Below are 25,896 nucleotides of genomic sequence, written 5' to 3'. Positions count from 1 at the left end.
TATGTCGTCTGGGCAGGGGACTGTCCCTGCTATCTCTATTATCGGCACCTGGCGCGATCTTATGAGTGATTATTAACCAAAAAGCGAATTCTATCTACCCTTTGTTCGGGGCGAGGCGTAAAGAATTGTATCTTTACGCCAACCATTATTTCCCGTAGACATTAATCGCATCGGTCAACCGCAGAGCCTGTCTGCTGAGGCAGGTGGCGAACTCGGCTGACTGATCGACCATGCCGGTATTGCCGGCGGTCATTTGCTCGATTTGGGCAATCGAGTCGTTGATCAGCGACAGCGCGGCGGTTTGTTCGCGGGTGGCGTTGCTGATCTCGCTGATCATGGTCGCGACCTGTTGCACGTCGTTGACGATGTCCTGAATATGCTGACCGGCTTTGTCCACCAGCGCGCTGCCGTTTTCAACGCTGGTCATGTTGGCGTCGATCAGCGTTTTGATTTCGCGGGCGGCAGACGCGGAATGTTGCGCCAGGCTGCGTACTTCCGCCGCCACGACGGCAAAGCCGCGTCCTTCCACACCGGCCCGCGCCGCTTCCACCGCGGCATTGAGCGCCAGAATGTTGGTCTGAAACGCGATGCTGTCGATGACGCCGATGATATCGACGATTTTGCGGCTGGCGTTCGAAATCGCCTCCATCATACCCACCGCTTCAGCCATGATATCGCCGCCTTTACCGGCGGACAGGCTGGCGTTTTGCGCCATATTGGTCGCCTGCGTGGCGGTGTCCGCGCTCTGTTGAACCGCGACGGTAATCTGCTCGATGGCTGCCGCTGTCTGTTGCAGATTGGCGGAGGTTTCCTCGGTACGCGCGCTCAGATCGCCGTTGCTGTCGGCCAGTTGCTGGCTGACGCTGTTGATGCCCGCGACCTGCGTGCCGACGTCGTCCACCAGCGAATGCAGGTTCAGCCCGAACTGATTGACCACCCGCAGCAGCAGGCCGATTTCATCCACCCGGTTGAGATGGATACTGTCCGCCCGACGGCCGGACACCACCTGTTGCGCCTGACGCAGAATCAAACGCAGCGGATGCGCGATTTGCCGTTGCAGAAATCGATCGAGCGCTACCATCAATAGCAGGGTGGCGACCATCGACGTTGCGGCGCCGAAACCCAGTAAGATCAGCGCCAGCGGCACCAGACCGCCAAGCAGAACGGCCAGCCGTAACCGCGAGCGCACCGATAGCCGCTGGAACAGGGACAGAACCGAGAACAGACCGGTCCGGACCACCAGCCCTTTATAAAACCGGATATGGCGGGCCTGCTTATTCTGTACCGCTTCGTACAAGGGTTCCGCAGCCTGAATTTCTTCCGCTTTGGGGGTATTGCGCACCGAAATATAACCGGCGAGCTGATTGTGGTGATAAACCGGCGTGACGTTGGCGCGTACCCAGTAATGATCGCCGTTCTTGCGACGGTTTTTGACCAGACCGGTCCAGCTGTCTCCCTGCTGCAGCGTGTACCACATGTCGGCGAAGGCTTCGATGGGCATATCCGGATGACGCACGATATTGTGCGCCGTTCCCATCAATTCGTCTTCATCAAAACCGCTGACGCGAATAAAGGCGGAATTGGCGTAAGTGATGTGGCTTTTAACATCCGTGGTCGACATTAATGTGGTGTCGTCATCCAACAGGTATTCCTGTTGTGTAATAGGTGCATTAACCCTCATTGGAAACCCCGATGCTGTGTATCAGTAATATATCGTGAGAATAGAAGGGCCGACGTGTGAGCACGGCCTGATTAATCACACGGGCTGAGAGGTGTGTTGAATAATCGTTTTTATTTTTTTAACGCAAAGTTAAAAGATGCGAAAAAAAGGGCGCTTTAAAATTCAAAGCATCCCTGCGTAAAGTTGTTCCATTTTTTTGTAAGGGGGAATTTATGCTTTGCGTCTTTGTGTTGTCAATCAAATCATTTTTTGAGCAGCGTTTTTTTTACCTTCTTTGGGTTTATTAAATATTGTTCGATTTTTTCTTAAACTTAGGATCACAATAAAAACGTTTTATTAACAGCAATAACGAAAAAGTGCGTTATAAAAATAAAAGGCAATAATGCGAATTATTAAGTGAAATTAAATGGTGACTCAATGAAAGGAACGGCGGGTTATTTTCTGTCGTAAATAAATTTACGTAGATGATATCTCTAATTAATGTCGGCGGATTAAAAGGCGATGGGCGGAAAATATTTTAAAACGTTCGCCGCCGGATGAACCATCCGGCGGCGAACAGGGCGATTTACGTCTAACTGCGTATATCAGGTCACCGGCGCCGGGTTGAACACCGACAGGGCGTTGTGCAGACCCCATTGATCGGACCAGGTTTTTTTCTTGCCGCTGGCGATATCCAGAATAAAGCGGAACAACTGCCAGCCCACATCCTCAATAGTGGCTTCGCCGGTGGCGATGGTGCCGGCGTTGATATCCATCAGGTCATGCCAGCGTTCCGCCAGCGCCGTGCGGGTCGCCATCTTGATAACCGGTACGGCTTTCAACCCGTAAGGGGTGCCGCGTCCGGTGGTGAATACCTGTACCGTGATGCCGGAAGCCAATTGCTGGGTACCGCACACAAAGTCGCTGGCGGGCGTGGCCGCGTAAATCAGGCCACGTTTGGTCGGGCGCTGACCCGGCGACAGCACTTCGACAATCGCGCTGGTGCCGGATTTGGCGATTGAACCCAGCGCTTTTTCCACCACGTTGGCCAGGCCGCCTTTCTTGTTGCCGGGAGACGGGTTGGCGCTGCGGTCGGTTTTGCCGCTGTCCAGATAATCGTCATACCAGGCCATCTCTTCCAGCAGGCGTTTACCCACCTCTTCATTGATGGCGCGCGGCGTGAGCAGATGGATGGCGTCGCGGACCTCGGTGACTTCGGAAAACATCACCGTGGCGCCGCAGCGCACCAGCAGATCGGAGGCGAATCCCACCGCCGGGTTAGCGGTTACGCCGGAAAAGGCGTCGCTGCCGCCGCACTGCATGCCGACCACCAGTTCGGAAGCCGGCACCGTTTCGCGCTGACGGCGGTTGAGCTGTTGCAGATGTTTATCCGCCATGCTCAGGATGTCGTCCACCATAGATTTGAAACCGACATGATGTTCATCCTGCAACCGCACGATACTGGTGTCGTCCAGTGAAATGGCCTGTACATCCGGCGTACCCTGCAGCAGCCGTTCCGGCTGGAGTTTTTCGCAGCCCAGCCCGACCACCAGCACTTCGCCGCCGAAATTTGGGTTCAGCGCCAGGTTATGGATGGTGCGAATCGGCACTACCGCGGCCGGGGCATTGATCGCCACGCCGCAGCCGTACAAATGGTTCAGCGCTACCACGCCGTCCACGTTGGGGTAACGGGGCAACAGGTCGCGTTCGATCAGCGTGACGACATAATCCACCACGCCGGCGACGCAGTGTACGCTGGTGGTGATGCCAAGCAGGTTTTTGGTGCCGACGCTGCCGTCCGGGTTACGGTAGCCTTCAAAGGTATAACCTTCCAGCGGCGGCAGAGACGGTGGAACCCGGGTCGCCAGCGGCAAGGTTTCCAGCGCCGGGGCGTTGGGCAATTCCACCAGAGATTCATCGATCCAACTGCCGCGGGCGATGTCTCTGAGGGCGTAGCCGATGATTTCGCCATAACGGACGATGGAGTCGCCGAGGGCGATATCGCTTAATGCCACTTTGTGGCCCTGTGGTACGTGCTCTTTCAGTTCCAGGCCGCAGCTGAATCGGGTGCCGGCTTTCAGGCCGTTATTGTTAACGACAATGGCAACATTGTCAGACTCATGGACCTTGATATAAAGCGGCCGCTCACTGGCCACACCCTTGTTTGTGTTATCTGACATGGTGCTAACCTTTATTATGTTATACCCGTCATGCATCAGGTTGCCGGGATGTCGGCGGCGCTACCGGCCCGTACTCAGGCCTGCCGCCCACCGAGTTCAAATCGGCTCGCGCCGGTTTGTCACTTACCTCAGCCGCTGACTGCGATAAGTTCCCTGGGAGTTCACTCGGTCGCCGCGTTACAAGGCTCGTTATGAGCCTTGCCCTGAAGGGCCAACGCGAACGTTTTGTCCTGCAACCCGAATTATTGGGGTATATAACGCTGGTTAAAGTTATAACGCGCGGTTTATTTTCACTGCTGCTAATAATGACTTTGCTCGGCACCAGTATAGAGGAGCTTTCCTCATCCGGGCATTATGCAATTGACTGACATCCTGATGCGCTGTGCTTAATTTCTCTGGCGAAGAAACAACATGCAGTGAGACTTGTCACATTATTCCGTTCCCCTGTCTTCTCCCGCCTTATCGACACCGTCGCGCCCTGTGACCAGAACGACAAAAAACGGCGTTTTCGTGAAATGACTCCCAATTCGTTAGGCGATTGCAAGAATCCGTGTTGGTGATGATGGTAATTGTTGGGCGCTTGTCCAGTGAGGCTCCCAGGGCCGCCCTTTATAATTCTCCCCAGAAGTCGAAGAGGTCTCGTGGTTTATTTTTGCTGTTCTGTTTGTTCCTTTGCTCAGGTTTCAAACCATTACCGACTCTTGATTTCATTCTGGTAACCCAACCCTACATTGTGTTGTTATTCGGAATGAATGAGCTAACCGCTATCTGAAAGTAGGAGTTCATCATGAATACCGTCAGCACAGCAGCAGGCGTATTACAAAAGAAAACCAACGCCCGTTACTGGATTGTCGTGATGCTGTTTATCGTCACGTCATTCAACTATGGCGACCGCGCCACGATCTCCATCGCCGGTTCCGCCATGTCCAAAGAGATTGGTCTTGATGCCGTGGGCATGGGCTATATCTTCTCCGCGTTTTCCTGGGCTTATGTCATAGGCCAAATCCCCGGCGGCTGGCTGCTTGACCGCTTCGGTTCCAAGCGGGTCTACTTCTGGAGTATTTTCACCTGGTCGCTGTTTACCCTGTTGCAAGGGTTCGTGGATCTGTTCCACGGTTCAGCCATCGTGATTTCACTGTTTATGCTGCGTTTTATGGTGGGATTGTGTGAATCCCCGTCCTTCCCTGGTAACAGCCGTATCGTTGCGGCCTGGTTCCCGGCGCAGGAACGCGGCACCGCTGTCGCCATCTTCAACTCCGCACAGTATTTCGCCACCGTTATCTTCGCTCCCATCATGGGCTGGCTGACGCACGAAGTGGGTTGGGCGCACGTGTTCTGGTTCATGGGCGGTCTTGGCATGATCATCAGCTTCCTGTGGCTGAAAGTGATTCACGACCCGAAAGATCACCCGAGCGTGAACAAGGCGGAACTGGAGTACATCGAAGCGGGCGGCGCGTTGGTCAATATGGATGCGGCGGCGACTAAAAAAGAGGTCGCCCGCGGCGAGAAATGGCACCAGATTAAGCAATTACTGACTTCCCGCATGATGATGGGGATTTATCTTGGTCAATACTGCATCAATGCGCTGACTTACTTCTTTATCACCTGGTTCCCGGTGTATCTGGTGCAGGCTCGCGGCATGTCGATTCTGAAAGCCGGCTTTGTGGCCTCTATCCCGGCGATCTGCGGTTTTGTCGGCGGCGTACTGGGCGGGGTGATTTCCGACTTCCTGATGCGTCGTACTCAGTCACTGACTGTCGCGCGTAAAACGCCGATTGTGCTGGGTATGCTGCTGTCCATGTCGATGGTGATTTGTAACTACGTCACCACGGAATGGGTGGTGATTGCGGTGATGGCGGCAGCCTTCTTCGGTAAAGGCATCGGCGCGCTGGGTTGGGCGGTAATGGCGGATACGGCGCCGAGGGAAATCAGCGGCCTGAGCGGCGGTCTGTTCAACATGTTCGGCAACATCTCCGGCATTGTGACCCCGATTGCCATCGGTTACATCGTCGGTAGCACCGGCTCTTTCAACGGCGGCCTGATTTATGTCGGTATCCATGCGCTGGTGGCGATTCTGAGCTTCCTGTTCATCGTGCAGGATATTAAACGTATCGAATTGAAACCTTATCAATCCCGCTGATGCAGGGTAAGGACGTGACTATGAGCAGTACGCAAGATTCCCCCGTCATTACCGACATGAAAGTCATCCCCGTCGCGGGCTATGACAGCATGTTGCTCAACATTGGCGGTGCGCACGGGGCGTATTTCACCCGCAACATCGTGATTCTGAAAGACAACGCCGGGCACACCGGCGTAGGTGAAGCGCCGGGCGGCGAGGTGATTTACAACACGCTGACGGCGGCAATCCCACAGGTGGTGGGGGCGCAGGTGGCGCGCATGAACCATCTGGTGCATCAGGTTCACAAAGGCAACCAGTCTTCGGATTTCGACTCGTTCGGCAAAGGCGCCTGGACGTTCGAATTGCGGGTCAACGCTGTCGCCGCACTGGAAGCCGCCCTGCTGGACCTGCTGGGTCAGCACCTGAATGTACCGGTGGCCGAGTTGCTGGGGCCGGGCAAACAGCGCGACGAGGTGACGGTGCTTGGTTACCTGTTCTACATCGGCGATCGCACCAAAACCGATCTGCCCTACCTTGAAGGCGAGCAGGGCAAGCATCCGTGGTATCACCTGCGTCACCAAAAGGCGATGGACAGCGAGGCGGTGGTGCGGCTGGCGGAAGCGGCGGCCGATCGCTACGGCTTCAAAGACTTCAAACTGAAAGGCGGCGTACTGCCGGGCGAGCTGGAAGTCGACGCCGTCAAGGCGCTGAAAAAACGTTTTCCGGATGCCCGCATCACGGTGGACCCGAACGGCGCCTGGCTGCTGGACGAAGCGATTGGCTTGTGCAAGGACCTGAACGGCGTGCTGACTTACGCCGAGGACCCGTGCGGCGCCGAGCAGGGTTTCTCCGGCCGCGAGGTGATGGCGGAATTCCGCCGCGCCACCGGTTTGCCGGTCGCCACCAACATGATTGCCACCAACTGGCGTGAAATGAACCATGCCGTGATGCTGCAGGCGGTGGATATTCCGCTGGCGGATCCGCATTTCTGGACCATGCACGGTGCGGTGCGGGTGGCGCAACTGTGTGACGAGTGGGGATTGACCTGGGGTTGCCACTCCAACAACCACTTCGATATTTCGCTGGCGATGTTTACCCATGTGGGCGCCGCGGCGCCCGGTAAACCGACCGCCATCGACACCCATTGGATCTGGCAGGAAGGTCAGCATCTGACCAAAGAACCGCTGCAGATTGTGAACGGCAAAATCAAGGTGCCGGAACGCCCGGGGCTGGGTATCGAGCTGGATATGGAACAGGTGATGAAAGCTCATGAGCTACACAAGAAACTGCCGAGCGGCGCGCGTAATGACGCGGCGGCCATGCAGTACCTGATCCCCGGCTGGAAATTTGATCGCAAGCGCCCGGTGTTCGGACGCGAGTTACCTAAGAATTCAACGTTTTAACAGAAGGAAACTATCATGACGTCGCAAAGTTCCACCCCGGTTATTACCAGTATGCAGGTGATCCCTGTCGCCGGGCACGACAGCATGTTGCTGAACCTCAGCGGAGCGCACGCGCCGTACTTCACCCGTAATATCGTGATCCTCCAGGACAATGCGGGCCATACCGGCGTGGGTGAAATCCCTGGCGGCGAGAAAATCCGCCAGACGTTGGAAGATGCCGCTGCGCTGGTAGTGGGTAAAACGCTGGGCGAATACAAAAACGTGATGACCGCGGTGCGTAACCAGTTCGCCGACCGCGATGCCACCGGCCGCGGTCTGCAAACGTTCGACCTGCGCACCACCATTCACGTGGTGACGGGAATCGAAGCCGCGATGCTGGACCTGCTGGGTCAATTCCTGAACGTGCCGGTGGCGGCGTTGCTGGGCGATGGTCAGCAGCGTGACGCGGTGGAGATGCTGGGTTATCTGTTCTACATCGGCGATCGCAACAAGACCGACCTGCCGTACCAGAATCAGTCGAATGAAAAATGCGACTGGTATCGCCTGCGCCACGAAGAGGCGCTGACGCCGGAAACGGTAGTGCGTCTGGCGGAAGCGGCGTACGAAAAATACGGCTTCAACGATTTCAAACTGAAAGGCGGCGTGCTGGCCGGCAGCGAAGAGGCCGAAGCGGTCACCGCGCTGGCTAAACGCTTCCCGCAGGCGCGCATTACGCTGGACCCGAACGGCGCCTGGTCGCTGAACGAGGCGATTGGTCTTGGCAAACAACTGCGCGGCGTGCTGGCTTACGCCGAAGACCCGTGCGGCGCCGAACAGGGCTTCTCCGGCCGTGAAGTGATGGCGGAATTCCGCCGCGCCACCGGGCTGCCCACCGCCACCAACATGATCGCCACCGACTGGCGTCAGATGGGCCACACTATTTCCCTGCAGTCGGTGGATATTCCGCTGGCGGACCCGCACTTCTGGACCATGCAGGGGTCGGTGCGCGTGGCGCAGATGTGCCACGAGTGGGGATTGACCTGGGGCTCGCATTCCAACAACCACTTCGATATTTCGCTGGCGATGTTCACCCACGTGGCTGCCGCCGCGCCGGGTCGGATTACCGCCATTGATACCCACTGGATCTGGCAGGAAGGCAATCAGCGTTTGACCAAAGAGCCGTTACAGATCGTCGGCGGCATGGTCGAAGTGCCGAAGAAACCGGGTCTGGGCGTCGAACTGGATATGGATCAGGTGATGAAGGCCCATGAGCTGTATAAAAACATGGGGCTGGGGGCGCGTAACGACGCCGTCGGCATGCAGTACCTGATCCCCAACTGGACGTTTGATAACAAACGTCCTTGCCTGGTTCGCTAATCCATCGCTGTTCGTTAATTATCGACAGTCGTTAATTGAGGTGCGCCGCCTCATCCGGGGCGGCGAGGTAAAGAGTAAGGACAAAACATGAAGACGCCACTGTTGCCTAACCAATTTCGCCAGGATTTACAGCAGGGGAAAACCCTGATCGGTTGCTGGTGCGCGCTGGGTAATCCTATTTCCACCGAGGTATTGGGACTGGCCGGGTTTGACTGGCTGGTACTGGACGGCGAGCACGCGCCGAACGATATCAACACCTTTATCCCGCAACTGATGGCGCTGAAAGGCAGCCACAGCGCGCCGGTGGTACGTCCGCCCTGCAATGAGCCGGTGATCATCAAGCGATTGCTGGATATTGGTTTCTACAACTTCCTGATCCCGTTTGTGGAAAGTGAAGAAGAGGCGATTCGCGCCGTGGCGTCGACCCGTTATCCGCCGGCCGGTATTCGCGGTGTGTCGGTCGGTCATCGCAGCAACGCCTACGGCACCGAGCCGAACTATTTCGCCACCATTAACGACAACATCACCGTGCTGGTGCAGATCGAAACGCAGGAAGGGGTGGACAATCTGGACGCGATCGCCGCGGTGGACGGCGTTGACGGTATTTTCGTCGGCCCGGGCGACCTGTCGGCCGCGCTGGGGTATCTGGGGCAGCCCAACCACCCGGAAGTGCAGAAAGTGATTCGCCATATTTTTGAACGCGCGGCCGCCCACGGTAAGCCGAGCGGCATTCTGGCGCCGGTGGAAGCGGATGCCCGTCGTTATCTGGAATGGGGCGCGCGTTTTGTTGCGGTGGGCAGCGATCTGGGCGTGTTCCGCGGCGCTACGCAGGCGCTGTGCGACAAATTCAAAAAGTAACTTGGATTAATCAGGGCCGCATCGGCCGTAAACATATCTGACCATGTCACTGAATGGACAACGAGGTTATCGCAATGAAAATTGGTTTTATTGGACTGGGTATCATGGGCAAACCGATGAGCAAAAACCTGATCAAAGCGGGTTACTCATTGGTCGTGCTGGACAGAAACAGCGCGGCGGTCGCTGAAGTTGTGGCGGCGGGCGCCACCTCGGCTGAAACGGCGAAAGCCGTGGCTGAGCAGAGCGATATCGTGATTACCATGTTGCCGAACTCGCCTCACGTTAAAGAGGTAGTGCTGGGCGAAAACGGCGTGATCGAAGGCGCGCGTAAAGGCACGGTGGTAATCGACATGAGTTCCATCGCCCCGTTGGCCAGCCGTGAAATTGCCGCGGCGCTGGCGGAAAAAGGCGTCGAGATGCTGGACGCGCCGGTCAGCGGCGGCGAGCCAAAAGCGATCGACGGTACGTTGTCCGTGATGGTGGGCGGCGACAAGGCGGTCTTCGACCGTAGCTATGAGGTGATGAAGGCGATGGCGGGTTCGGTGGTACACACCGGCGATATCGGCGCGGGCAACGTCACCAAGCTGGCGAATCAGGTCATCGTGGCGCTGAATATCGCCGCCATGTCGGAAGCGCTGGTGCTGGCGACCAAAGCCGGCGTGAATCCGGACCTGGTGTATCAGGCGATTCGCGGCGGTCTGGCGGGCAGCACCGTGCTGGATGCCAAAGCGCCGATGGTGATGGATCGCAACTTCAAGCCCGGTTTCCGCATCGACCTGCATATCAAAGATCTGGCCAACGCGCTGGATACGTCTCACGGCGTCGGGGCGCAGCTGCCGCTGACCGCCGCGGTGATGGAAATGATGCAGGCGCTGAAGGCCGATGACCTGGGCGGCGCCGACCACAGCGCGCTGGCTTGTTATTACGAGAAACTGGCGAAAGTGGAAGTTACTCGGTAGTTGACGGGGCGGCGTCGGCGCAAGGCGCGGGGCCGCCCGGTTGACGGAACATTTTTGACTTGCGCCGGTTCCTGGTTGTGTCCCGCAATTGTGCGTGACAGCGGCTGGCGGTCAAATCGCAGCGAGATCGGACGCGAACCGCGTGGTTGGGGAAGCCCAGACACACGTCGGGTCGTGCGGGATACTGCGTTTTGGCCCCGGCTCTGCGCCGGCGACGCGAATAATTGCGGGACACAGCCTACAGCGCGGGTAGTTGATGACGCGAGTCGTTTATGAAAATAGTTATCGCACCGGATTCTTACAAAGAGAGCTTATCCGCCCAGGAAGTGGCGACGCAGATTGAGGCCGGTTTTCGGGAGGTGTTCCCCGACGCCAGCTACGTGAAACTGCCGGTCGCCGATGGGGGAGAGGGAACCGTGGAAGCCATGGTGGCGGCAACCCGCGGTAAAATCGTCAAGGTGAACGTCACCGGTCCGTTGGGCGATGATATCGACGCTTTTTTCGGGCTGTCAGGGGATGAAAAAACGGCGTTTATCGAGATGGCGGCCGCCAGCGGGCTGGAACGGGTGCCGCCGCATCTGCGCAATCCGCTGCTGACCACCAGCTATGGCACCGGCGAGCTGATTCGCAGCGCGCTGGATCACGGCGTTCGCCACTGTATTATCGGCATCGGCGGCAGCGCCACCAACGATGGCGGCGCAGGGATGATGCAGGCGCTGGGCGCGCAGTTGCTGGACGACGCGAAGCAACCGATCGGGTTTGGCGGCGCGGAGTTGGCGCGGCTGGCGCACATTGATATTCATTCGCTGGACCCGCGTATCCGGCAGTGCCGGTTTGAGGTGGCTTGCGATGTCACCAATCCACTGACCGGCAAGCAGGGCGCATCGGCGATATTTGGGCCGCAGAAAGGCGCCACCGAGGCGATGGTAGAACAGTTGGATCAGGCATTACGCCACTATGCGGGCGTGATCCGCAACGATCTGGATATCGACGTGGAGCAGGTGCCGGGCGCGGGCGCCGCCGGCGGCATGGGCGCGGCGTTGCTGGCGTTCTGCGGCGCGGAATTGCGTCGCGGCATTGAGATTGTCACCGAAGCGTTAGGGCTGGACGAACTGGTCAGGGACGCGTCGCTGGTGATCACCGGCGAAGGCCGTATCGACAGCCAGACTATTCACGGCAAAGTGCCGATCGGCGTCGCTTCTGTGGCTAAACGCTACCACAAACCGGTGATCGGCATTGCCGGTAGCCTGACCGCAGACGTAGGCGTGGTGCACGATCATGGGCTTGATGCGGTATTCAGCGTGCTTTACAACATCTGTTCGCTGGAGGAAGCGCTGGACAACGCCGCCGCCAACGTGCGGATGACTGCGCGCAATATTGCCGCCACCATCAAACTGGCGCAGGCGATTTCCTGAGCTCGTCGCTGGCCGTCACCGCGACGGCTGACCAACCGGCAGGCGCTGCCTTTGCGTGCACCCGCCTGCCTGATGGTATTTCTGGTTTGTTATCGCCGCCGGCGTTTCAGGCTGAGGCTTCCAGCCGTTTGCGCGCCGCTTTTTCCACATTGGTCATTTCGTCCATCAACTCCAGCCATTCCGGCTCCAGTTCATCAGCCGACAGGCCTTTGCGCAGCGACTGTTCGAGGTAGTGACAGATCTGTTTGAGCCGCGGTACGCCGCTATAGCTGCAACTGCCGTGCAGTTTGTGAATGATGTCGACCAGATTGTCTGGTGAGTTGCCCGCCAGCACCGCGTCTACCTGCTGACGGACATCCGGCAGAAAATCCAGCAGCATCGCCAGCAGGTCGCGCGCCAGATCCGGTTTGCTGGCGGCCTGCCGCAACGCCAGATCCCAGTCCAGCGACAGCGGCGATTGCGCCGTGACCGCCATCATCGGCATCGGCGGCGCGGGCAGTTCGCTGGGCGTTTTACAGGCATGGCGCAGCAGCGTCTGGCGCAGCATCTGTTCGTCGATGGGTTTGGACAGATAATCATCCATACCCGATTGCAGCAGCACTTCGCGCTCGCCGCTCATGGTGTGCGCGGTTACCGCCACGATTGGCGTATGCGCGTGCTGCGACAATCGGCGGATATGCTCGCTGGCCTGCAGGCCGTCCATGCCGGGCATCTGTATATCCATCAGAATGATATCCAGATGGGTGCCCTGCGCGCGGGCGATGGCGTCGGCGCCGCTTTCGCACAGAATGATATTCTCCACCTGTTCTTCCAGCAGCGCGCCGATCAGCTTCAGGTTGGCCGGGTTGTCGTCCACCGCCATCACGCTGAGCGGTAAACGACTGAGCGACGCGGCGGGCGGCGGTAGCGCGCGCTCGCTGCTGTCCTGACTAAACAGGCTGTTATCCTGCAGCATCGGCAGCAGCCGCGGCGCGGTGATGGGCTTGCTCAGGCTGGCGTGGATGCCGAACGATTTCAACTGCTCCGCTTCCATTTCCGCCATGCTCGGCAGCGCCAGAATCACGCAGGAGGCCAGGCGACAGAAGTCACGAATCTGCGGCGTGAAATCCAACAGCGTATTGCGGTAGTGGATCGGTACGCCGATCAGCAGGATGTCGAAGGTGCGTTCCGGCAACTGTTCCATCGTCGGGCTGTAGCTGACGGTCAGCGGCGTATGCACCAGAATGTCCAGCGTCGCCTGAGCCGCCGCCGGGTTAGCTTCCACATAGGCCAGATGTTTGCCCTGCAAACTATCAAAGTGATAATCAGGCTCCAGCACGTGCGGGTTCATCTGTAGATTAACGGTACACCAGAAGGTGGTGCCCTGATTCAGTTTGCTGTGGAAACTGATGTCGCCGCCCATTTCCCGCACCAGCCGCTGGGTAATCACCAGCCCCAGACCGGTGCCGCCGTGCTGGCGTGAAATACTGGTATCCGCCTGACGGAACGCCTGAAACAGCTGAGTCTGCTGCGCTTCGGCAATGCCGATGCCGGTATCCTTGATCTGGATTTCCAGCAGCACCTGCAAACTCTCCTGCCTGCGCTTTTCGATGCGGATATCAATGTTGCCCTGTTCGGTAAATTTGATGGCGTTGCCCAGCAGATTGGTGATGATTTGCTGCAAGCGCAGCGGGTCGCCGACGAACTGTTCCGGCACGTCATGCTGGATGTTTAGCGTCAGTTCCAGCCCTTTCTCATGGGCGGTATGCGCCAGCAGCATAATCACTTCATCCAGCGTGTTGTGCAGCGAGAACGGGATATTCTCCAGCACCAGTTTCCCGGCTTCCAGCTTGGAGAAGTCCAGTACGTCATTGATGATATTGAGCAGATTGTTGGCGGAGCGCTCAATGGTTTGCAGGTAATCTTTCTGGGTCGGCGTCAGCTGGGTTTTCAGCGTCTGGCGGGTAAAGCCGATGACGCCATTGAGCGGCGTGCGCAGTTCGTGGGACATATTGGCCAGGAACTCGGATTTGATGCGCGCCGCTTCCTGCGCCCGCTTTTTGGCCAGATCCAGCTCGACGTTCTGGATCTCCATCTGTTCCAGCGTTTCGCGCAGGTCGTAGGTAGCTTGATCGATGTTTTGCTGCATCTCCTCATGATAGGCGGTGAGCGACATCGCCATCGAGTTGATGCCGTTTTTCAGCATGTCCAGCTCGCCCAGCATGTGGCCTTCCACCCGGCTGTCCAACTGGCCGCGACGGATACGGTCCACCGTTTCCACCATGTTGCGGATGGGGATGGTGACATCGCGCATCAGCCGATAGGCCAGCAGCATCGCCACGCCCATGCAGAACAGCAATAGCATCGCGGCCATGAACATCTCACGGTATTGCTGCAACCGGATGGTGTTCAAATCCAGCTCGACTGCGACATAACCCATCGGCGCCTGCCGGCTGATCAGCGTACCGGCGGAGACTTCGCCTTCGTTTTCGATAGGCATCTGCAACACCAGGCACTCTTCTTCGTTTTGCAGCCGCAGGGCGGTCGGCAGCGGATTGCCGGACGGCACCTGCAACAGCTGGCCGTGGGGGTTATTGGGGTTGCTGGTGACGATGAGCTGGTTGCGGGCGTCGAATACGCTGATGGTGCGCACAATGCCGGAATGATGACGATGCAGCATATTGACCAGTTGCCGCAGCGATTCCGGCTGACGCTGGGTCAAGGCATAGGCGCTATTGACCGCCAGCGGTTGAATGATACTGGCGCCGGCGTCGGCCAACTGTTCCTGCAACTGGTTATAGCGGTGGATGACGAAAAAACTACTGAGCAGCAGACCGATCAGCATGGTCGGGGCCAGAATCAGTATCATCATACGTGCGCGCAGACTGTATTTGGTCATGAGGTTCCAATGTGGGACAATTAAGGTCGACTATTCCATTAAATCAATGACAGCACACTTATGGCGCAATTCTACTCTCCAAACCGGCGCGTGACGACCCGGCAAACCCTTACCGTGACGGCGAATGATCTGGATCCATTCGGACAGGGAGTAGCCCGCCATCAGGGAAAAACGCTGTTCATCCCCGGCGTGCTGCCGGGTGAGCAGGCCGAGGTGCAGTTGACGGAAGAGAAACGCCAGTTTGCCCATGCCCGGCTGCGGCGGTTGTTGACCACCAGCGAAGAGCGCGTGACGCCGCGCTGCCCGCACTTTTCCGTTTGCGGCGGTTGCCAGCAACAGCATGCCAGCCAGCCGTTGCAGCACCGCAGCAAGGCGGCCGCGCTGACACACCTGATGACGCGGGAAACCGGCGCCGTCCCGCCGGAGCCGGAGGTGATCGCCGGATCGGCCTATGCCTACCGCCGCCGCGCGCGCCTTGCATTATACTATCAGGCGAAAACGCGCCGGTTACAGATGGGCTACCGGCAGGCGGGATCGCACGATTTGGTGGATATCGGCGCCTGCCCGATTTTGCGGCCGGAACTGGAAGCACTGCTGGCGCCGTTGCGCGATTGTCTCGGGCAGTTGCAGGCCGTCCGGCGGCTTGGGCACGTGGAGCTGGTGCTGGCCGAGCAGGGGCCGTTGGTGATCTTGCGCCATCTGGATCCGTTACGCGACGCTGACCGTCAGGCGCTGACGGCGTTCGCCGCTCAGCATGGCGCGGCGCTGTTTGCGGCGCCGGAAGCCGGCGCGCTGGAATGCCTGCACGGCGGCATGCCGTCTTATCGCATCGCCGGATTATCGCTGGCGTTCAGCCCGCGGGATTTCATTCAGGTCAATGACGACATCAACCAGCGTATGGTGGAGCGGGCGTTGACGTGGCTGGATCCGCAGCCGCAGGACCGGGTGCTCGACCTGTTTTGCGGCATGGGCAATTTTACCCTGCCGCTGGCGGCGCGCGCCGCCAGCGTGGTCGGGGTCGAAGGCGTGGCGGCGCTGGTGGACAAAGGGCGGGAAAACGCCCAGCGCAACGGGCTGACGCAGGTCACATTTTATCATCATGACCTGGAAGAGGACGTCACCCGGCAACCGTGGGCGTCGATGGGATTTGATAAGATACTGCTCGATCCGGCCCGCGCCGGCGCGCCGGGCGTGATGCCGCAGATTGTGAAACTGGCTCCCCGGCGGGTGGTGTATATATCCTGTAATCCCACCACGCTGGCGCGGGACAGCAAAGTGCTGATGGCCGCCGGTTATCGTCTGGCCCGGCTGGCCATGCTGGATATGTTTCCACATACCGGACATCTTGAGTCGATGGCACTGTTTTTGCTTGGTTCCGATGGCTCGGTAAAGTAGGGAGAAATTATGGTTGCGGTAAGAAGTGCGCATTTGAATACTGAAGGCAAGTTCGTGCCGGACGCGTGGATTGCCTCCCTGGGTATCGCCAGTAAAACGTCGTGCGAACGCCTCGCCGAAACCTGGCGCTACTGCGAAGAAAAAACAGAAGGCCACCCTGATGCGATGCTGCTGTTGTGGCGCGGCATCGAGATGGTGGAAATCCTCTCCACGCTGAGTATGGATAACGACAGCATGCGCGCGGCGATGCTGTTCCCGCTGGCGGACGCCAACGTGGTGGATGAAGAAACGCTGCGGGAAACCTTCGGCAAGAATATCGTCAATCTGGTGCATGGCGTGCGCGATATGGATGCGATTCGCCAGCTCAAGGCCACCCAGCACGATTCGATGGCCTCCGAGCAGGTGGATAATATCCGCCGTATGCTGCTGGCGATGGTGGAAGATTTCCGTTGCGTGGTGATCAAGCTGGCGGAGCGTATCGCCCACCTGCGCGAAGTGAAGGACGCGCCGGAAGAAGAGCGCGTGCTGGCGGCCAAAGAGTGTACCAATATCTACGCGCCGCTGGCTAACCGGCTGGGTATCGGCCAGCTTAAGTGGGAACTCGAAGATTTCTGCTTCCGCTATCTGCACCCGGATGAGTACAAACGCATCGCCAAACTGCTGCACGAACGCCGTATCGACCGTGAGCAGTACATCGACGATTTCGTCAAAAACCTGCGCGCCTCTATGGCGCAAGAGGAACTGAAGGCCGAGGTGTATGGCCGACCTAAACACATCTACAGCATCTGGCGCAAGATGCAGAAGAAATCGCTGTCGTTCGACGAACTGTTCGACGTGCGGGCGGTGCGTATCGTGGTGGAGCGGTTGCAGGACTGCTACGCCGCGTTGGGGATCGTGCATACCCACTATCGTCACCTGCCTGATGAGTTCGACGATTATGTCGCCAACCCCAAACCCAATGGTTATCAGTCGATCCACACCGTGGTGCTGGGGCCGGGCGGCAAGACGCTGGAAATTCAGATTCGTACCCGGCAGATGCACGAAGACGCGGAGCTTGGCGTCGCCGCACACTGGAAATACAAGGAAGGCGCCGCCACCAGCGGACGTTCCGGTTACGAAGAGCGTATCGCCTGGCTGCGTAAATTGCTGGCCTGGCAGGAAGAGATGGCCGACTCGGACGAAATGCTCGACGAAGTGCGCAGCCAGGTGTTCGACGACAGGGTCTATGTGTTTACGCCCAAGGGCGATGTGGTGGATTTGCCGACCGGTTCCACGCCGCTGGATTTTGCCTATCACATCCACAGCGACATCGGCCACCGTTGCATCGGCGCCAAGGTGGGCGGGCGTATCGTGCCGTTCACCTACCAGTTGCAGATGGGCGACCAGATCGAGGTCATCACCCAGAAGCAGCCGAACCCGAGCCGCGACTGGCTGAACCCCAATCTGGGGTACATCACCACCAGCCGCGGACGTTCCAAAATCCACAACTGGTTCCGCAAGCAGGATCGCGACAAGAATATCCTGGCGGGCAAACAGATTCTGGAAGACGAACTGGCGCATCTCGGCGTGAGCCTGAAAATGGCCGAAAAACTGCTGCTGCCGCGTTACAACATCAATTCGATGGATGAATTGCTGGCCGGCATCGGCGGCGGCGATATCCGCCTTAATCAGTTGGTTAACTTCCTGCAGTCGAAGGTGAACCAGCCGAGCGCCGAAGAGCAGGATCGCGAGGCGCTGCGCCAGTTGACGCAGAAATCCCAGCAACCGGCCCAGCGCGCCAGCGCTAAAGACAACGGCCGGGTGGTGGTGGAGGGCGTCGGCAACCTGATGCACCACATCGCGCGTTGCTGTCAGCCGATTCCGGGCGACGATATTATCGGTTTCATCACCCGCGGACGCGGCATTTCCATCCACCGTGCGGACTGCGAACAGCTTGACGACCTGCGCAGTCACGCGCCGGAGCGTATTGTCGAAGCGGTATGGGGCGAAAGCTACTCCAGCGGCTATTCGTTGGTGGTACGGGTGACCGCTAACGATCGCAGCGGCCTGTTGCGTGACATCACCACCATTCTGGCTAACGAAAAGGTCAATGTGTTGGGGGTTTCAAGCCGCAGCGACGTGAAGCAGCAGCTCGCCACTATCGACATGGACATCGAGATCTACAACCTGCAGGTGCTGGGCCGGGTGCTGGCCAAGCTCAATCAACTGCCGGATGTGATCGACGCCAGGCGCTTGCAGGGCAATTGATACTGTTGTTACTACCCTAAGGCGGGCCTGTCCCGCCTTTATCATGTCATTATCAGGATTATTATGAATTCATCCGCCATCGAGCGCTTACTCCACATCATGCAGCAACTGCGCGACCCGGAAACCGGTTGCCCGTGGGATCGCGAGCAGACGTTTGACACCATCGCCCCTTACACGCTGGAGGAAACCTACGAGGTGCTCGACGCCATCAGCCGTAAGGATTTCGACGACCTGCGCAGCGAACTGGGCGACCTGCTGTTTCAGGTGGTGTTTTACGCCCGAATGGCGCAAGAGCAAGGGCTGTTTGATTTCTCGGACGTGTGTGACGCCATTAGCGACAAGCTGGAACGCCGCCATTCGCATATCTTCGGCGACGCCACGCTGCCGGACAGCGACGCGGTGCTGGCTAACTGGGAGCAGACCAAGGCGCAGGAGCGGGCGGAAAAAGATCGTCATTCGCAGTTGGACGACATCCCGCAGGCGCTGCCGGCGCTGATGCAGGCGCATAAAATCCAGCAGCGCTGCGCCGCCGTCGGTTTCGACTGGACCACGCTCGGACCGGTGGTGGACAAACTGTACGAAGAGATCGACGAGGTGATGGTCGAAGCGCAGCAGGCGGTGATCGACCCGGAAAAACTGGGCGAAGAAATTGGCGATATGCTGTTTGCGGCGGTCAATCTGTCTCGCCATCTCGGACACAAGGCGGAAATCGCACTGCAGCAGGCCAATCGCAAGTTCACCCGCCGTTTCCAGCAGGTGGAGCAACTGATTGGCGAAAGCGGCAAATCCCTTGCCGACGCCACGCTTGATGAGATGGAAGCAGCCTGGCAACAGGTAAAAGCATCAGAAAAAAAGGATTGAAATCATTTCCTGAACGAAAGTCGGGTTTTCCCCGGTTTTTGGCGCTATCCGGCTGATTTTAAACCCGGTCATCGTCTCCCGCGTGGGTGGGAGATACCGCATCAGCCGGAGCCTGTCAACGTCACAAAGGGTAAAACGATCATTTGTGACGCCTCCCAGGTTCGGGTATACTACTTTCCCGTCCTGGTCTTTCCATCGTCCTTAAACCTAAACTTTCAGGTTCAGCATGACAACTAATTATATTTTTGTGACCGGCGGGGTCGTATCCTCTCTGGGTAAAGGCATTGCCGCAGCCTCTCTCGCGGCTATTCTCGAAGCCCGTGGCCTCAACGTGACCATCATGAAACTGGACCCGTATATCAATGTGGATCCGGGCACGATGAGCCCGACGCAGCACGGCGAAGTGTTCGTCACCGAAGATGGCGCCGAAACCGACCTCGATCTGGGTCACTACGAGCGTTTTATTCGCACAAAGATGACGCGCCGCAATAACTTCACCACCGGACGCATTTATTCTGACGTTCTGCGCAAGGAGCGTCGGGGCGACTATCTGGGGGCGACCATTCAGGTTATCCCGCACATCACCAACGCCATTAAAGAACGCATTATCGAAGGCGGCGAAGGCCACGACGTGGTGCTGGTGGAAATCGGCGGTACGGTCGGCGATATCGAATCGCTGCCGTTCCTTGAAGCGATTCGCCAGATGGCGGTGGAAGTGGGCCGCGAGCACACCCTGTTCATGCATCTGACGCTGGTGCCGTACATGGCGGCGGCGGGTGAAGTGAAAACCAAGCCGACCCAGCACTCCGTGAAAGAACTGCTGTCCATCGGTATCCAGCCTGATGTATTGATCTGCCGTTCCGACCGCACCGTGCCGGCTAACGAACGCGCAAAAATCGCGCTGTTCTGCAACGTGCCGGAAAAAGCGGTCATCTCGCTGAAGGATATTGATTCCATTTATAAAATTCCGGCGCTATTGAAATCTCAGGGTCTGGACGATTATATTTGTAAACGATTCAGCTTGAACTGTCCGGAAGCAAACCTGTCAGAATGGGAACAGGTTATTTACGAAGAAGCCAATCCGGGCGGCGAAGTGACCATCGGCATGGTCGGCAAGTACGTAGAACTGCCGGATGCCTACAAGTCAGTGATTGAAGCGCTGAAACATGGCGGTCTGAAGAACCGCCTGACGGTCAACATCAAGCTCATCGATTCGCAGGACGTGGAAACGCGCGGCGTCGATGTGCTGAAAGGGTTAGACGCGATTCTGGTGCCGGGCGGGTTCGGCTACCGCGGGGTGGAAGGGAAAATCATGGCGGCGCGCTATGCCCGCGAGAACAACATCCCGTACCTTGGCATCTGTCTGGGTATGCAGGTGGCGCTGATGGAGTTCGCCCGCAATGTCGCCGGTATGGAAGGCGCCAACTCCACCGAGTTTGTGCCAGACTGTAAATACCCGGTAGTGGCGCTGATTACCGAATGGCGTGACGCCGAGGGTAATATCGAAGTGCGCAGCGAAGACGGCGATCTCGGCGGCACTATGCGCGTAGGCGGGCAGCAGTGCCATCTGACTGAAGGCAGCCTGGTGCGCCAGATGTACGGTGAGCCGACGATCATTGAACGTCATCGTCACCGTTACGAAGTCAACAATATGCTGTTGAAACAGATTGAGGCGGCGGGATTGCGTGTTGCTGGTGTCTCCGCCGACCGTAAGCTGGTGGAGATTATCGAGATCCCTGATCATCCGTGGTTTGTGGCTTGTCAGTTCCATCCGGAATTCACGTCCACGCCGCGTGACGGGCACCCGCTGTTTGCCGGCTTTGTGAAAGCCGCCGGGGCGTACCAGAAGCGTCAGGTGAAGTAAGGTTTTACCGGTGAAATGAGTTTTGCAGCAACGCGCGGTCCTCTGATCGCGCGTTGCCGTCTGAGGTTTTAGTTTAACTTGTACTGAGGAAAATCTGATGTCCAAAATCGTTAAAGTCATTGGCCGTGAAATCATCGACTCACGCGGAAACCCGACCGTTGAAGCTGAAGTTCATCTGGAAGGTGGTTTCGTCGGTCTGGCTGCGGCACCGTCAGGTGCTTCCACGGGTTCCCGCGAAGCGCTGGAACTGCGTGACGGCGACAAATCCCGTTTCCTGGGCAAAGGCGTGACCAAAGCCGTTGCTGCGGTAAACGGTCCGATCGCACAGGCTATTCTGGGCAAAGACGCCAAGGATCAGGCTGCCATCGACAAGATCATGATCGACCTGGACGGCACTGAAAACAAATCCAACTTCGGCGCCAACGCCATTCTGGCCGTTTCTCTGGCTTCAGCTAAAGCTGCTGCGGCTTCTAAAGGCCTGCCGCTGTATGCTCACATCGCTGAACTGAACGGCACCCCGGGCAAATACTCCATGCCGCTGCCGATGATGAACATCATCAACGGTGGTGAACACGCCGACAACAACGTCGACATCCAGGAATTCATGATTCAGCCGGTTGGCGCGAAAACCGTGAAAGAAGCCATCCGTATGGGTTCTGAAGTTTTCCATCACCTGGCTAAAGTACTGAAAGGCAAAGGCCTGAACACCGCTGTTGGCGACGAAGGCGGCTACGCGCCGAACCTGGGTTCCAACGCCGAAGCGCTGGCTGTTATCGCTGAAGCGGTGAAAGCGGCTGGTTACGTGCTGGGCAAAGACATCACGCTGGCGATGGACTGCGCCGCATCTGAATTCTACAAAGACGGTAAATACGTTCTGGCTGGCGAAGGCAACAAAGCGTTCACCTCTGAAGAATTCACCCACTTCCTGGAAGAGCTGACCAAACAGTACCCGATCGTATCCATCGAAGACGGTCTGGACGAATCCGACTGGGCTGGCTTTGCTTACCAGACCAAAGTGCTGGGCGACAAAATCCAGCTGGTGGGCGACGACCTGTTCGTAACCAACACCAAGATCCTGAAAGAAGGTATCGAGAAAGGCATCGCTAACTCCATCCTGATCAAATTCAACCAGATCGGTTCTCTGACCGAAACGCTGGCTGCTATCAAGATGGCGAAAGACGCAGGCTACACCGCTGTGATCTCTCACCGTTCCGGCGAAACCGAAGACGCTACCATCGCCGACCTGGCGGTAGGTACTGCGGCTGGCCAGATCAAGACCGGTTCCATGAGCCGTTCTGACCGTGTGGCTAAATACAACCAGCTGATTCGTATCGAAGAAGCGCTGGGTGATTCTGCACCGTTCAACGGCCTGAAAGAAGTGAAAGGCCAGGCGTAAGCGCCTGCCGACCGGCGAACTCGACTCGCCGGTCATCACGTCTGACAATCCGGAAGCATTTCTGCTTCCGGATTTTTTTTGCCTGCCGGTTGGCCTCTGTGCGGTTTTATGGCCCGCTATCAGCCTGCCTGATTCGGCGCTGAATCATGTGAATTGCGAGCGTGCTTCCAGACTTTTCTGCCCCGTTGGGTCATGGGCATGACAAACAATGAACCCGATCCCAAATCCCTTCTTCACTGCATGCGAGCAGCGTCTCTACCCGCTAGAGTAATTTTGGACCGTAGGTTCTGTTAATTCGAAATCGTATTTCGACCAGAAGTTTGAAGCCGATCGGTTGGTTCTTCCCGCGGATGCCAGTAGCGGCGATGGGGTGGCAAACGCGCAAAGGTTTTTGCCTTGCCGCCTCGTTACCTTAACGCTACGGCGGCAACGATGTTTTTGGGTCCGCCGCAACACCTTCATAAATAAATCAATGAGGAAGGATGGCGATGAAAACACGTAAAATTGGGCTGGCGAATTACCTGGCCTACGGTTCCGGCGATTTCCTCGGGGCCGGCACCACGGCGCTCACCGCCGGCTGGCTGCTCTATTTTTACACCACGTTTTGCGGCCTGACGCCTATCGAGGCGACCTTTATTTTTGCCATGGCCAGGGTACTGGATGCGGTGGTCAGTCCGCTGATGGGGTTCCTGACCGATAATTTCGGCTCTACCTGGCTGGGCAAACGCTTCGGGCGCCGTAAGTTTTTTATTTTGCTCGGTATTCCCTGTGTCTTCAGCTACAGCCTGATGTGGGTCGGCCACATGGATTACTGGTACTACCTGATTACTTACCTGCTGTTTGACGTCATCTACACCATGGTGCTGGTGCCGTATGAAACGCTGGTGCCGGAAATGACCGATGATTTCAAACAGAAGACCAAGTTCTCCGGCGCGCGTATCGCGCTGGCGCAACTGTCGGCGATTCTGGCGGCGTTTCTGCCCGGTATCCTGCTGGGGTACTTCGGCAAAGACAATGCGGTCTCCTTCTTCTACTCCAGTCTGGTGTTCTCGGTGATCTGCGCCTGCGTGCTGGCGCTGGTGTACTTCTTCACCTGGGAGCGGCCGCGCGATCAAATGTCGGAAGCCTCGCTGCAGGCGGAAAAAGAACGCCAGTCGCTGACGCTGGGGCAGAGTCTCAGACGCCTGAACATTGAACTGTTGTCCACGCTGCGTATCCGCATCTTCCGTCAGCATCTGGGGATGTATCTGGGCGGCTATATTGCACAGGACGTGTTCAACGCGGTGTTCACTTACTACGTGGTGTTCGTGCTGATGCAAAGCCCGACCATGGCGTCCAACCTGATGGGGACGATGGCGATCCTGCAGTTTATTTCGGTGATTGCGATGATCCCGCTGTGCATCAAGTTCGGCCCGGCGCCGTCCTACCGTATGGTGGTCTGCCTGTTTGGTCTGAGCGCGCTCTCCTATGGCTTCCTGTACTACAGCGGCATGCATTCGGCGTTTTCGCTGTTGTTGCTGGTGTCCGGTCTGGCTGGTCTGGGCCGCGGCGGCATCAACTATGTGCCCTGGAATACTTATACCTACATCGCTGACGTGGATGAAGTCATCACCGCTCAGCGCCGTGAAGGGATCTTCGCCGGCATTATGACCCTGACCCGTAAAGCCTCTCAGGCCGGCGCGGTGATGCTGGTGGGCGTGGTGCTGCAGCTGTCCGGCTTTGTTTCCGGTCAGAGCGTGCAGGCGCCGGGCGTCAGCCACACCATTCTGATGGTGCTGTGTTTCGGCACTGTCGGGGTACTGGCGTTAGGCTTCCTGGTGTCGCTGCGCTTCAAGCTGAACCTGCAAACGCATGAAGTGCTGCGTCAGGAAACGGCGAAAATGCGCGAAGCAGGCCGCATCGTGCCGGAAAAAGTCACGCCGGAAGCCCGCGCCACGGTGGAAATGCTGGCCGGTATGCCATACGAATCCCTGTGGGGGAACAACAACATTGGTTATCTCAATCGTCACAAGGCGCCGGCCCGGCCGATCACCGGCGGAACGCCTCACCACGGCGTGCATTAAGCCGTGCTGTGCAGATTGATGCGTATCGAGAAGTCATCGATTGATAGGTAATAAAACTGGAATCGGATATCTGTTATGACCATTTTTCCTGTAAAACATAGCGCGCTGCTGCGCCAGCCCGAATACTTCATCTCCCGGGACGATTTAAAGGCGTTGATTTGCCGGGTGACCGACAATCTGATCAATATTGAGGATAAAACCGGTGAATTCCTGCTGCGGCTGGATGACGGCCGGGTGATCGATACCAAAGGCTGGGCCGGCTGGGAGTGGACGCATGGCATCGGGCTGTACGGCATCTACCAGTATTATCGTCAGACCGGCGACGAGCGGATGCGCGCCATCATCGATGACTGGTTCACCGCCCGGCTGGAAGAGGGCACGCCGACCAAAAACGTCAATACCGTGTGTCCGTTCCTGACGCTGGCCTACCGTTATGAAGAAACCGGCGACAGCCGTTGGGTGCCGTATCTCGAACGCTGGGCGGAATGGGTGATGTACGACATGCCGCGCACCCACAAGAACGGCTTGCAGCATATCGTCTACAACAGCGAAAACACCGATCAACTGTGGGACGACACGTTGATGATGAGCGTGCTGCCGCTGGCGAAAATCGGTAAGCTGCTCAACCGCCCCGAATTTGTAGAAGAAGCTACCTACCAGTTCCTGCTGCACGTGCAGTACCTGATGGATCGCCAGAGCGGCCTGTGGTTCCACGGCTGGACTTTCGACGGTAACCACAGTTTTGCGCAGGCCCGCTGGGCGCGCGGCAACAGCTGGCTGACCATCGTGATCCCGGAATTCATCGAATTGCTGGATCTGCCCGAACACAACGCCACCCGTCGTTTTCTGATTCAGGTGCTGGAAAGTCAGGTGGAAGCGCTGGCGAAGTATCAGGACGACAGCGGCCTGTGGCACACCTTACTGGATGACCCGACCTCGTATCTGGAAAGCTCGGCGACCGCCGGGTTTGCCTACGGTATCCTCAAAGCGGTGCGCAAGCGCTATATCGATCGTCGCTACGCCGACGTGGCGGAAAAGGCGATGCGCGGCGTGGTAGCGAATATCAGCGAGAACGGAGAGTTGCTGAACGTCTCCTTTGGGACGGCGATGGGTAAGGATCTGGACTACTACCGCCAGATTCCGCTGACCTCGATGCCATACGGTCAGGCGATGGCGATTCTGTGTCTGTCGGAGTATTTGCGCGTCTATCTGTAAAACGTGTCGAAGAGATAGCGAGTTTTG

16 protein-coding genes are annotated in these 25,896 nt (G+C 57.7%); 13 read left to right on the top strand and 3 right to left on the bottom strand.

Annotation, left to right across the window (positions count from 1 at the left end; genetic code table 11):
* Positions 1 to 145: 145 nt before the first annotated feature.
* Both DXXMK7_RS16860 and garD read right to left on the bottom strand, forming a co-directional pair.
* Positions 146 to 1,681, bottom strand: coding sequence for a PAS domain-containing methyl-accepting chemotaxis protein (locus DXXMK7_RS16860; RefSeq protein ID WP_038920079.1), 1,536 nt, complete (start codon positions 1,679 to 1,681; stop codon positions 146 to 148).
* A gap of 584 nt (positions 1,682 to 2,265) precedes the next feature.
* The gene (gene garD, locus DXXMK7_RS16855; protein ID WP_038920078.1) at positions 2,266 to 3,840 is read right to left on the bottom strand and encodes a galactarate dehydratase; all 1,575 of its coding nucleotides are present in this window, start codon (positions 3,838 to 3,840) and stop codon (positions 2,266 to 2,268) included.
* A 787-nt stretch (positions 3,841 to 4,627) separates the two neighbouring features.
* Here garD and DXXMK7_RS16850 point away from each other — a divergent pair.
* The 6 genes from DXXMK7_RS16850 to DXXMK7_RS16825 all read left to right on the top strand — a co-directional run bounded on the left by DXXMK7_RS16850 (position 4,628) and on the right by DXXMK7_RS16825 (position 11,950).
* A complete protein-coding gene (locus DXXMK7_RS16850; protein WP_038920077.1) occupies positions 4,628 to 5,980 on the top strand; it encodes an MFS transporter in 1,353 nt (450 codons plus the stop codon).
* 20 nt (positions 5,981 to 6,000) lie between these two features.
* On the top strand, positions 6,001 to 7,362 hold the full coding sequence (locus DXXMK7_RS16845) for an enolase C-terminal domain-like protein (protein WP_038920076.1): 1,362 nt from the start codon (positions 6,001 to 6,003) through the stop codon (positions 7,360 to 7,362).
* A 15-nt stretch (positions 7,363 to 7,377) separates the two neighbouring features.
* Positions 7,378 to 8,718: a glucarate dehydratase gene (gudD, locus tag DXXMK7_RS16840; protein WP_038920075.1), complete on the top strand. Its 1,341-nt coding sequence runs from the start codon at positions 7,378 to 7,380 to the stop codon at positions 8,716 to 8,718.
* Positions 8,719 to 8,805: 87 nt separating this feature from the next.
* On the top strand, positions 8,806 to 9,576 hold the full coding sequence (garL, locus tag DXXMK7_RS16835) for a 2-dehydro-3-deoxyglucarate aldolase (RefSeq protein WP_022634690.1): 771 nt from the start codon (positions 8,806 to 8,808) through the stop codon (positions 9,574 to 9,576).
* A gap of 68 nt (positions 9,577 to 9,644) precedes the next feature.
* Complete coding sequence (garR, locus tag DXXMK7_RS16830) at positions 9,645 to 10,535, top strand: 2-hydroxy-3-oxopropionate reductase (RefSeq protein WP_038669312.1); 891 nt, start codon at positions 9,645 to 9,647, stop codon at positions 10,533 to 10,535.
* Positions 10,536 to 10,807: 272 nt separating this feature from the next.
* The gene (locus DXXMK7_RS16825; protein ID WP_038920074.1) at positions 10,808 to 11,950 is read left to right on the top strand and encodes a glycerate kinase; all 1,143 of its coding nucleotides are present in this window, start codon (positions 10,808 to 10,810) and stop codon (positions 11,948 to 11,950) included.
* Between the two features lie 106 nt (positions 11,951 to 12,056).
* On the opposite strand, the gene barA is transcribed toward DXXMK7_RS16825, so the two are convergent.
* Complete coding sequence (gene barA / locus DXXMK7_RS16820; protein WP_038920073.1) at positions 12,057 to 14,828, bottom strand: two-component sensor histidine kinase BarA; 2,772 nt, start codon at positions 14,826 to 14,828, stop codon at positions 12,057 to 12,059.
* Between the two features lie 60 nt (positions 14,829 to 14,888).
* Between barA and rlmD the strand changes: the two genes are divergently transcribed.
* The 7 genes from rlmD (at position 14,889) to DXXMK7_RS16785 (ending at position 25,869) form a co-directional block, all read left to right on the top strand.
* Positions 14,889 to 16,223 carry a 23S rRNA (uracil(1939)-C(5))-methyltransferase RlmD gene (gene rlmD, locus DXXMK7_RS16815; protein ID WP_038920072.1) on the top strand — a complete coding sequence of 445 codons (1,335 nt, stop codon included), beginning with the start codon at positions 14,889 to 14,891 and terminating at the stop codon, positions 16,221 to 16,223.
* A 9-nt stretch (positions 16,224 to 16,232) separates the two neighbouring features.
* Entirely contained in the window at positions 16,233 to 18,470 is a 2,238-nt protein-coding gene (gene relA / locus DXXMK7_RS16810; protein ID WP_038920071.1) for a GTP diphosphokinase, read from the top strand.
* Between the two features lie 63 nt (positions 18,471 to 18,533).
* Positions 18,534 to 19,331, top strand: a complete 798-nt coding sequence (gene mazG, locus DXXMK7_RS16805; protein WP_038920070.1) for a nucleoside triphosphate pyrophosphohydrolase — start codon at positions 18,534 to 18,536, stop codon at positions 19,329 to 19,331.
* Positions 19,332 to 19,557: 226 nt separating this feature from the next.
* Positions 19,558 to 21,195 carry a glutamine hydrolyzing CTP synthase gene (gene pyrG, locus DXXMK7_RS16800; RefSeq protein WP_038920069.1) on the top strand — a complete coding sequence of 546 codons (1,638 nt, stop codon included), beginning with the start codon at positions 19,558 to 19,560 and terminating at the stop codon, positions 21,193 to 21,195.
* A gap of 97 nt (positions 21,196 to 21,292) precedes the next feature.
* Positions 21,293 to 22,591: a phosphopyruvate hydratase gene (gene eno, locus DXXMK7_RS16795; protein WP_038666183.1), complete on the top strand. Its 1,299-nt coding sequence runs from the start codon at positions 21,293 to 21,295 to the stop codon at positions 22,589 to 22,591.
* 488 nt (positions 22,592 to 23,079) lie between these two features.
* Positions 23,080 to 24,654 carry an MFS transporter gene (locus DXXMK7_RS16790; RefSeq protein WP_038920068.1) on the top strand — a complete coding sequence of 525 codons (1,575 nt, stop codon included), beginning with the start codon at positions 23,080 to 23,082 and terminating at the stop codon, positions 24,652 to 24,654.
* A 75-nt stretch (positions 24,655 to 24,729) separates the two neighbouring features.
* Complete coding sequence (locus DXXMK7_RS16785; protein WP_038920067.1) at positions 24,730 to 25,869, top strand: glycoside hydrolase family 105 protein; 1,140 nt, start codon at positions 24,730 to 24,732, stop codon at positions 25,867 to 25,869.
* Positions 25,870 to 25,896 lie beyond the last annotated feature (27 nt).

This window comes from Dickeya sp. MK7, from assembly GCF_000406305.1.
Classification (GTDB): domain Bacteria; phylum Pseudomonadota; class Gammaproteobacteria; order Enterobacterales; family Enterobacteriaceae; genus Dickeya; species Dickeya fangzhongdai.
The sequence above is the reverse complement of the archived record's forward strand: the minus strand, read 5'-3'. Positions and strand labels throughout refer to the sequence as shown.

Coding starts and splice junctions, on each gene's coding strand:
- relA (WP_038920071.1), top strand. CDS start 16,233: ATGGTTGCGGTAAGAAGTGCGCATTTGAATACTGAAGGCAAGTTCGTG.
- DXXMK7_RS16825 (WP_038920074.1), top strand. CDS start 10,808: ATGAAAATAGTTATCGCACCGGATTCTTACAAAGAGAGCTTATCCGCC.
- DXXMK7_RS16785 (WP_038920067.1), top strand. CDS start 24,730: ATGACCATTTTTCCTGTAAAACATAGCGCGCTGCTGCGCCAGCCCGAA.
- DXXMK7_RS16850 (WP_038920077.1), top strand. CDS start 4,628: ATGAATACCGTCAGCACAGCAGCAGGCGTATTACAAAAGAAAACCAAC.
- garD (WP_038920078.1), bottom strand. CDS start 3,840: ATGTCAGATAACACAAACAAGGGTGTGGCCAGTGAGCGGCCGCTTTAT.
- garL (WP_022634690.1), top strand. CDS start 8,806: ATGAAGACGCCACTGTTGCCTAACCAATTTCGCCAGGATTTACAGCAG.
- rlmD (WP_038920072.1), top strand. CDS start 14,889: ATGGCGCAATTCTACTCTCCAAACCGGCGCGTGACGACCCGGCAAACC.
- DXXMK7_RS16860 (WP_038920079.1), bottom strand. CDS start 1,681: ATGAGGGTTAATGCACCTATTACACAACAGGAATACCTGTTGGATGAC.
- mazG (WP_038920070.1), top strand. CDS start 18,534: ATGAATTCATCCGCCATCGAGCGCTTACTCCACATCATGCAGCAACTG.
- DXXMK7_RS16845 (WP_038920076.1), top strand. CDS start 6,001: ATGAGCAGTACGCAAGATTCCCCCGTCATTACCGACATGAAAGTCATC.
- eno (WP_038666183.1), top strand. CDS start 21,293: ATGTCCAAAATCGTTAAAGTCATTGGCCGTGAAATCATCGACTCACGC.
- pyrG (WP_038920069.1), top strand. CDS start 19,558: ATGACAACTAATTATATTTTTGTGACCGGCGGGGTCGTATCCTCTCTG.
- DXXMK7_RS16790 (WP_038920068.1), top strand. CDS start 23,080: ATGAAAACACGTAAAATTGGGCTGGCGAATTACCTGGCCTACGGTTCC.
- gudD (WP_038920075.1), top strand. CDS start 7,378: ATGACGTCGCAAAGTTCCACCCCGGTTATTACCAGTATGCAGGTGATC.
- barA (WP_038920073.1), bottom strand. CDS start 14,828: ATGACCAAATACAGTCTGCGCGCACGTATGATGATACTGATTCTGGCC.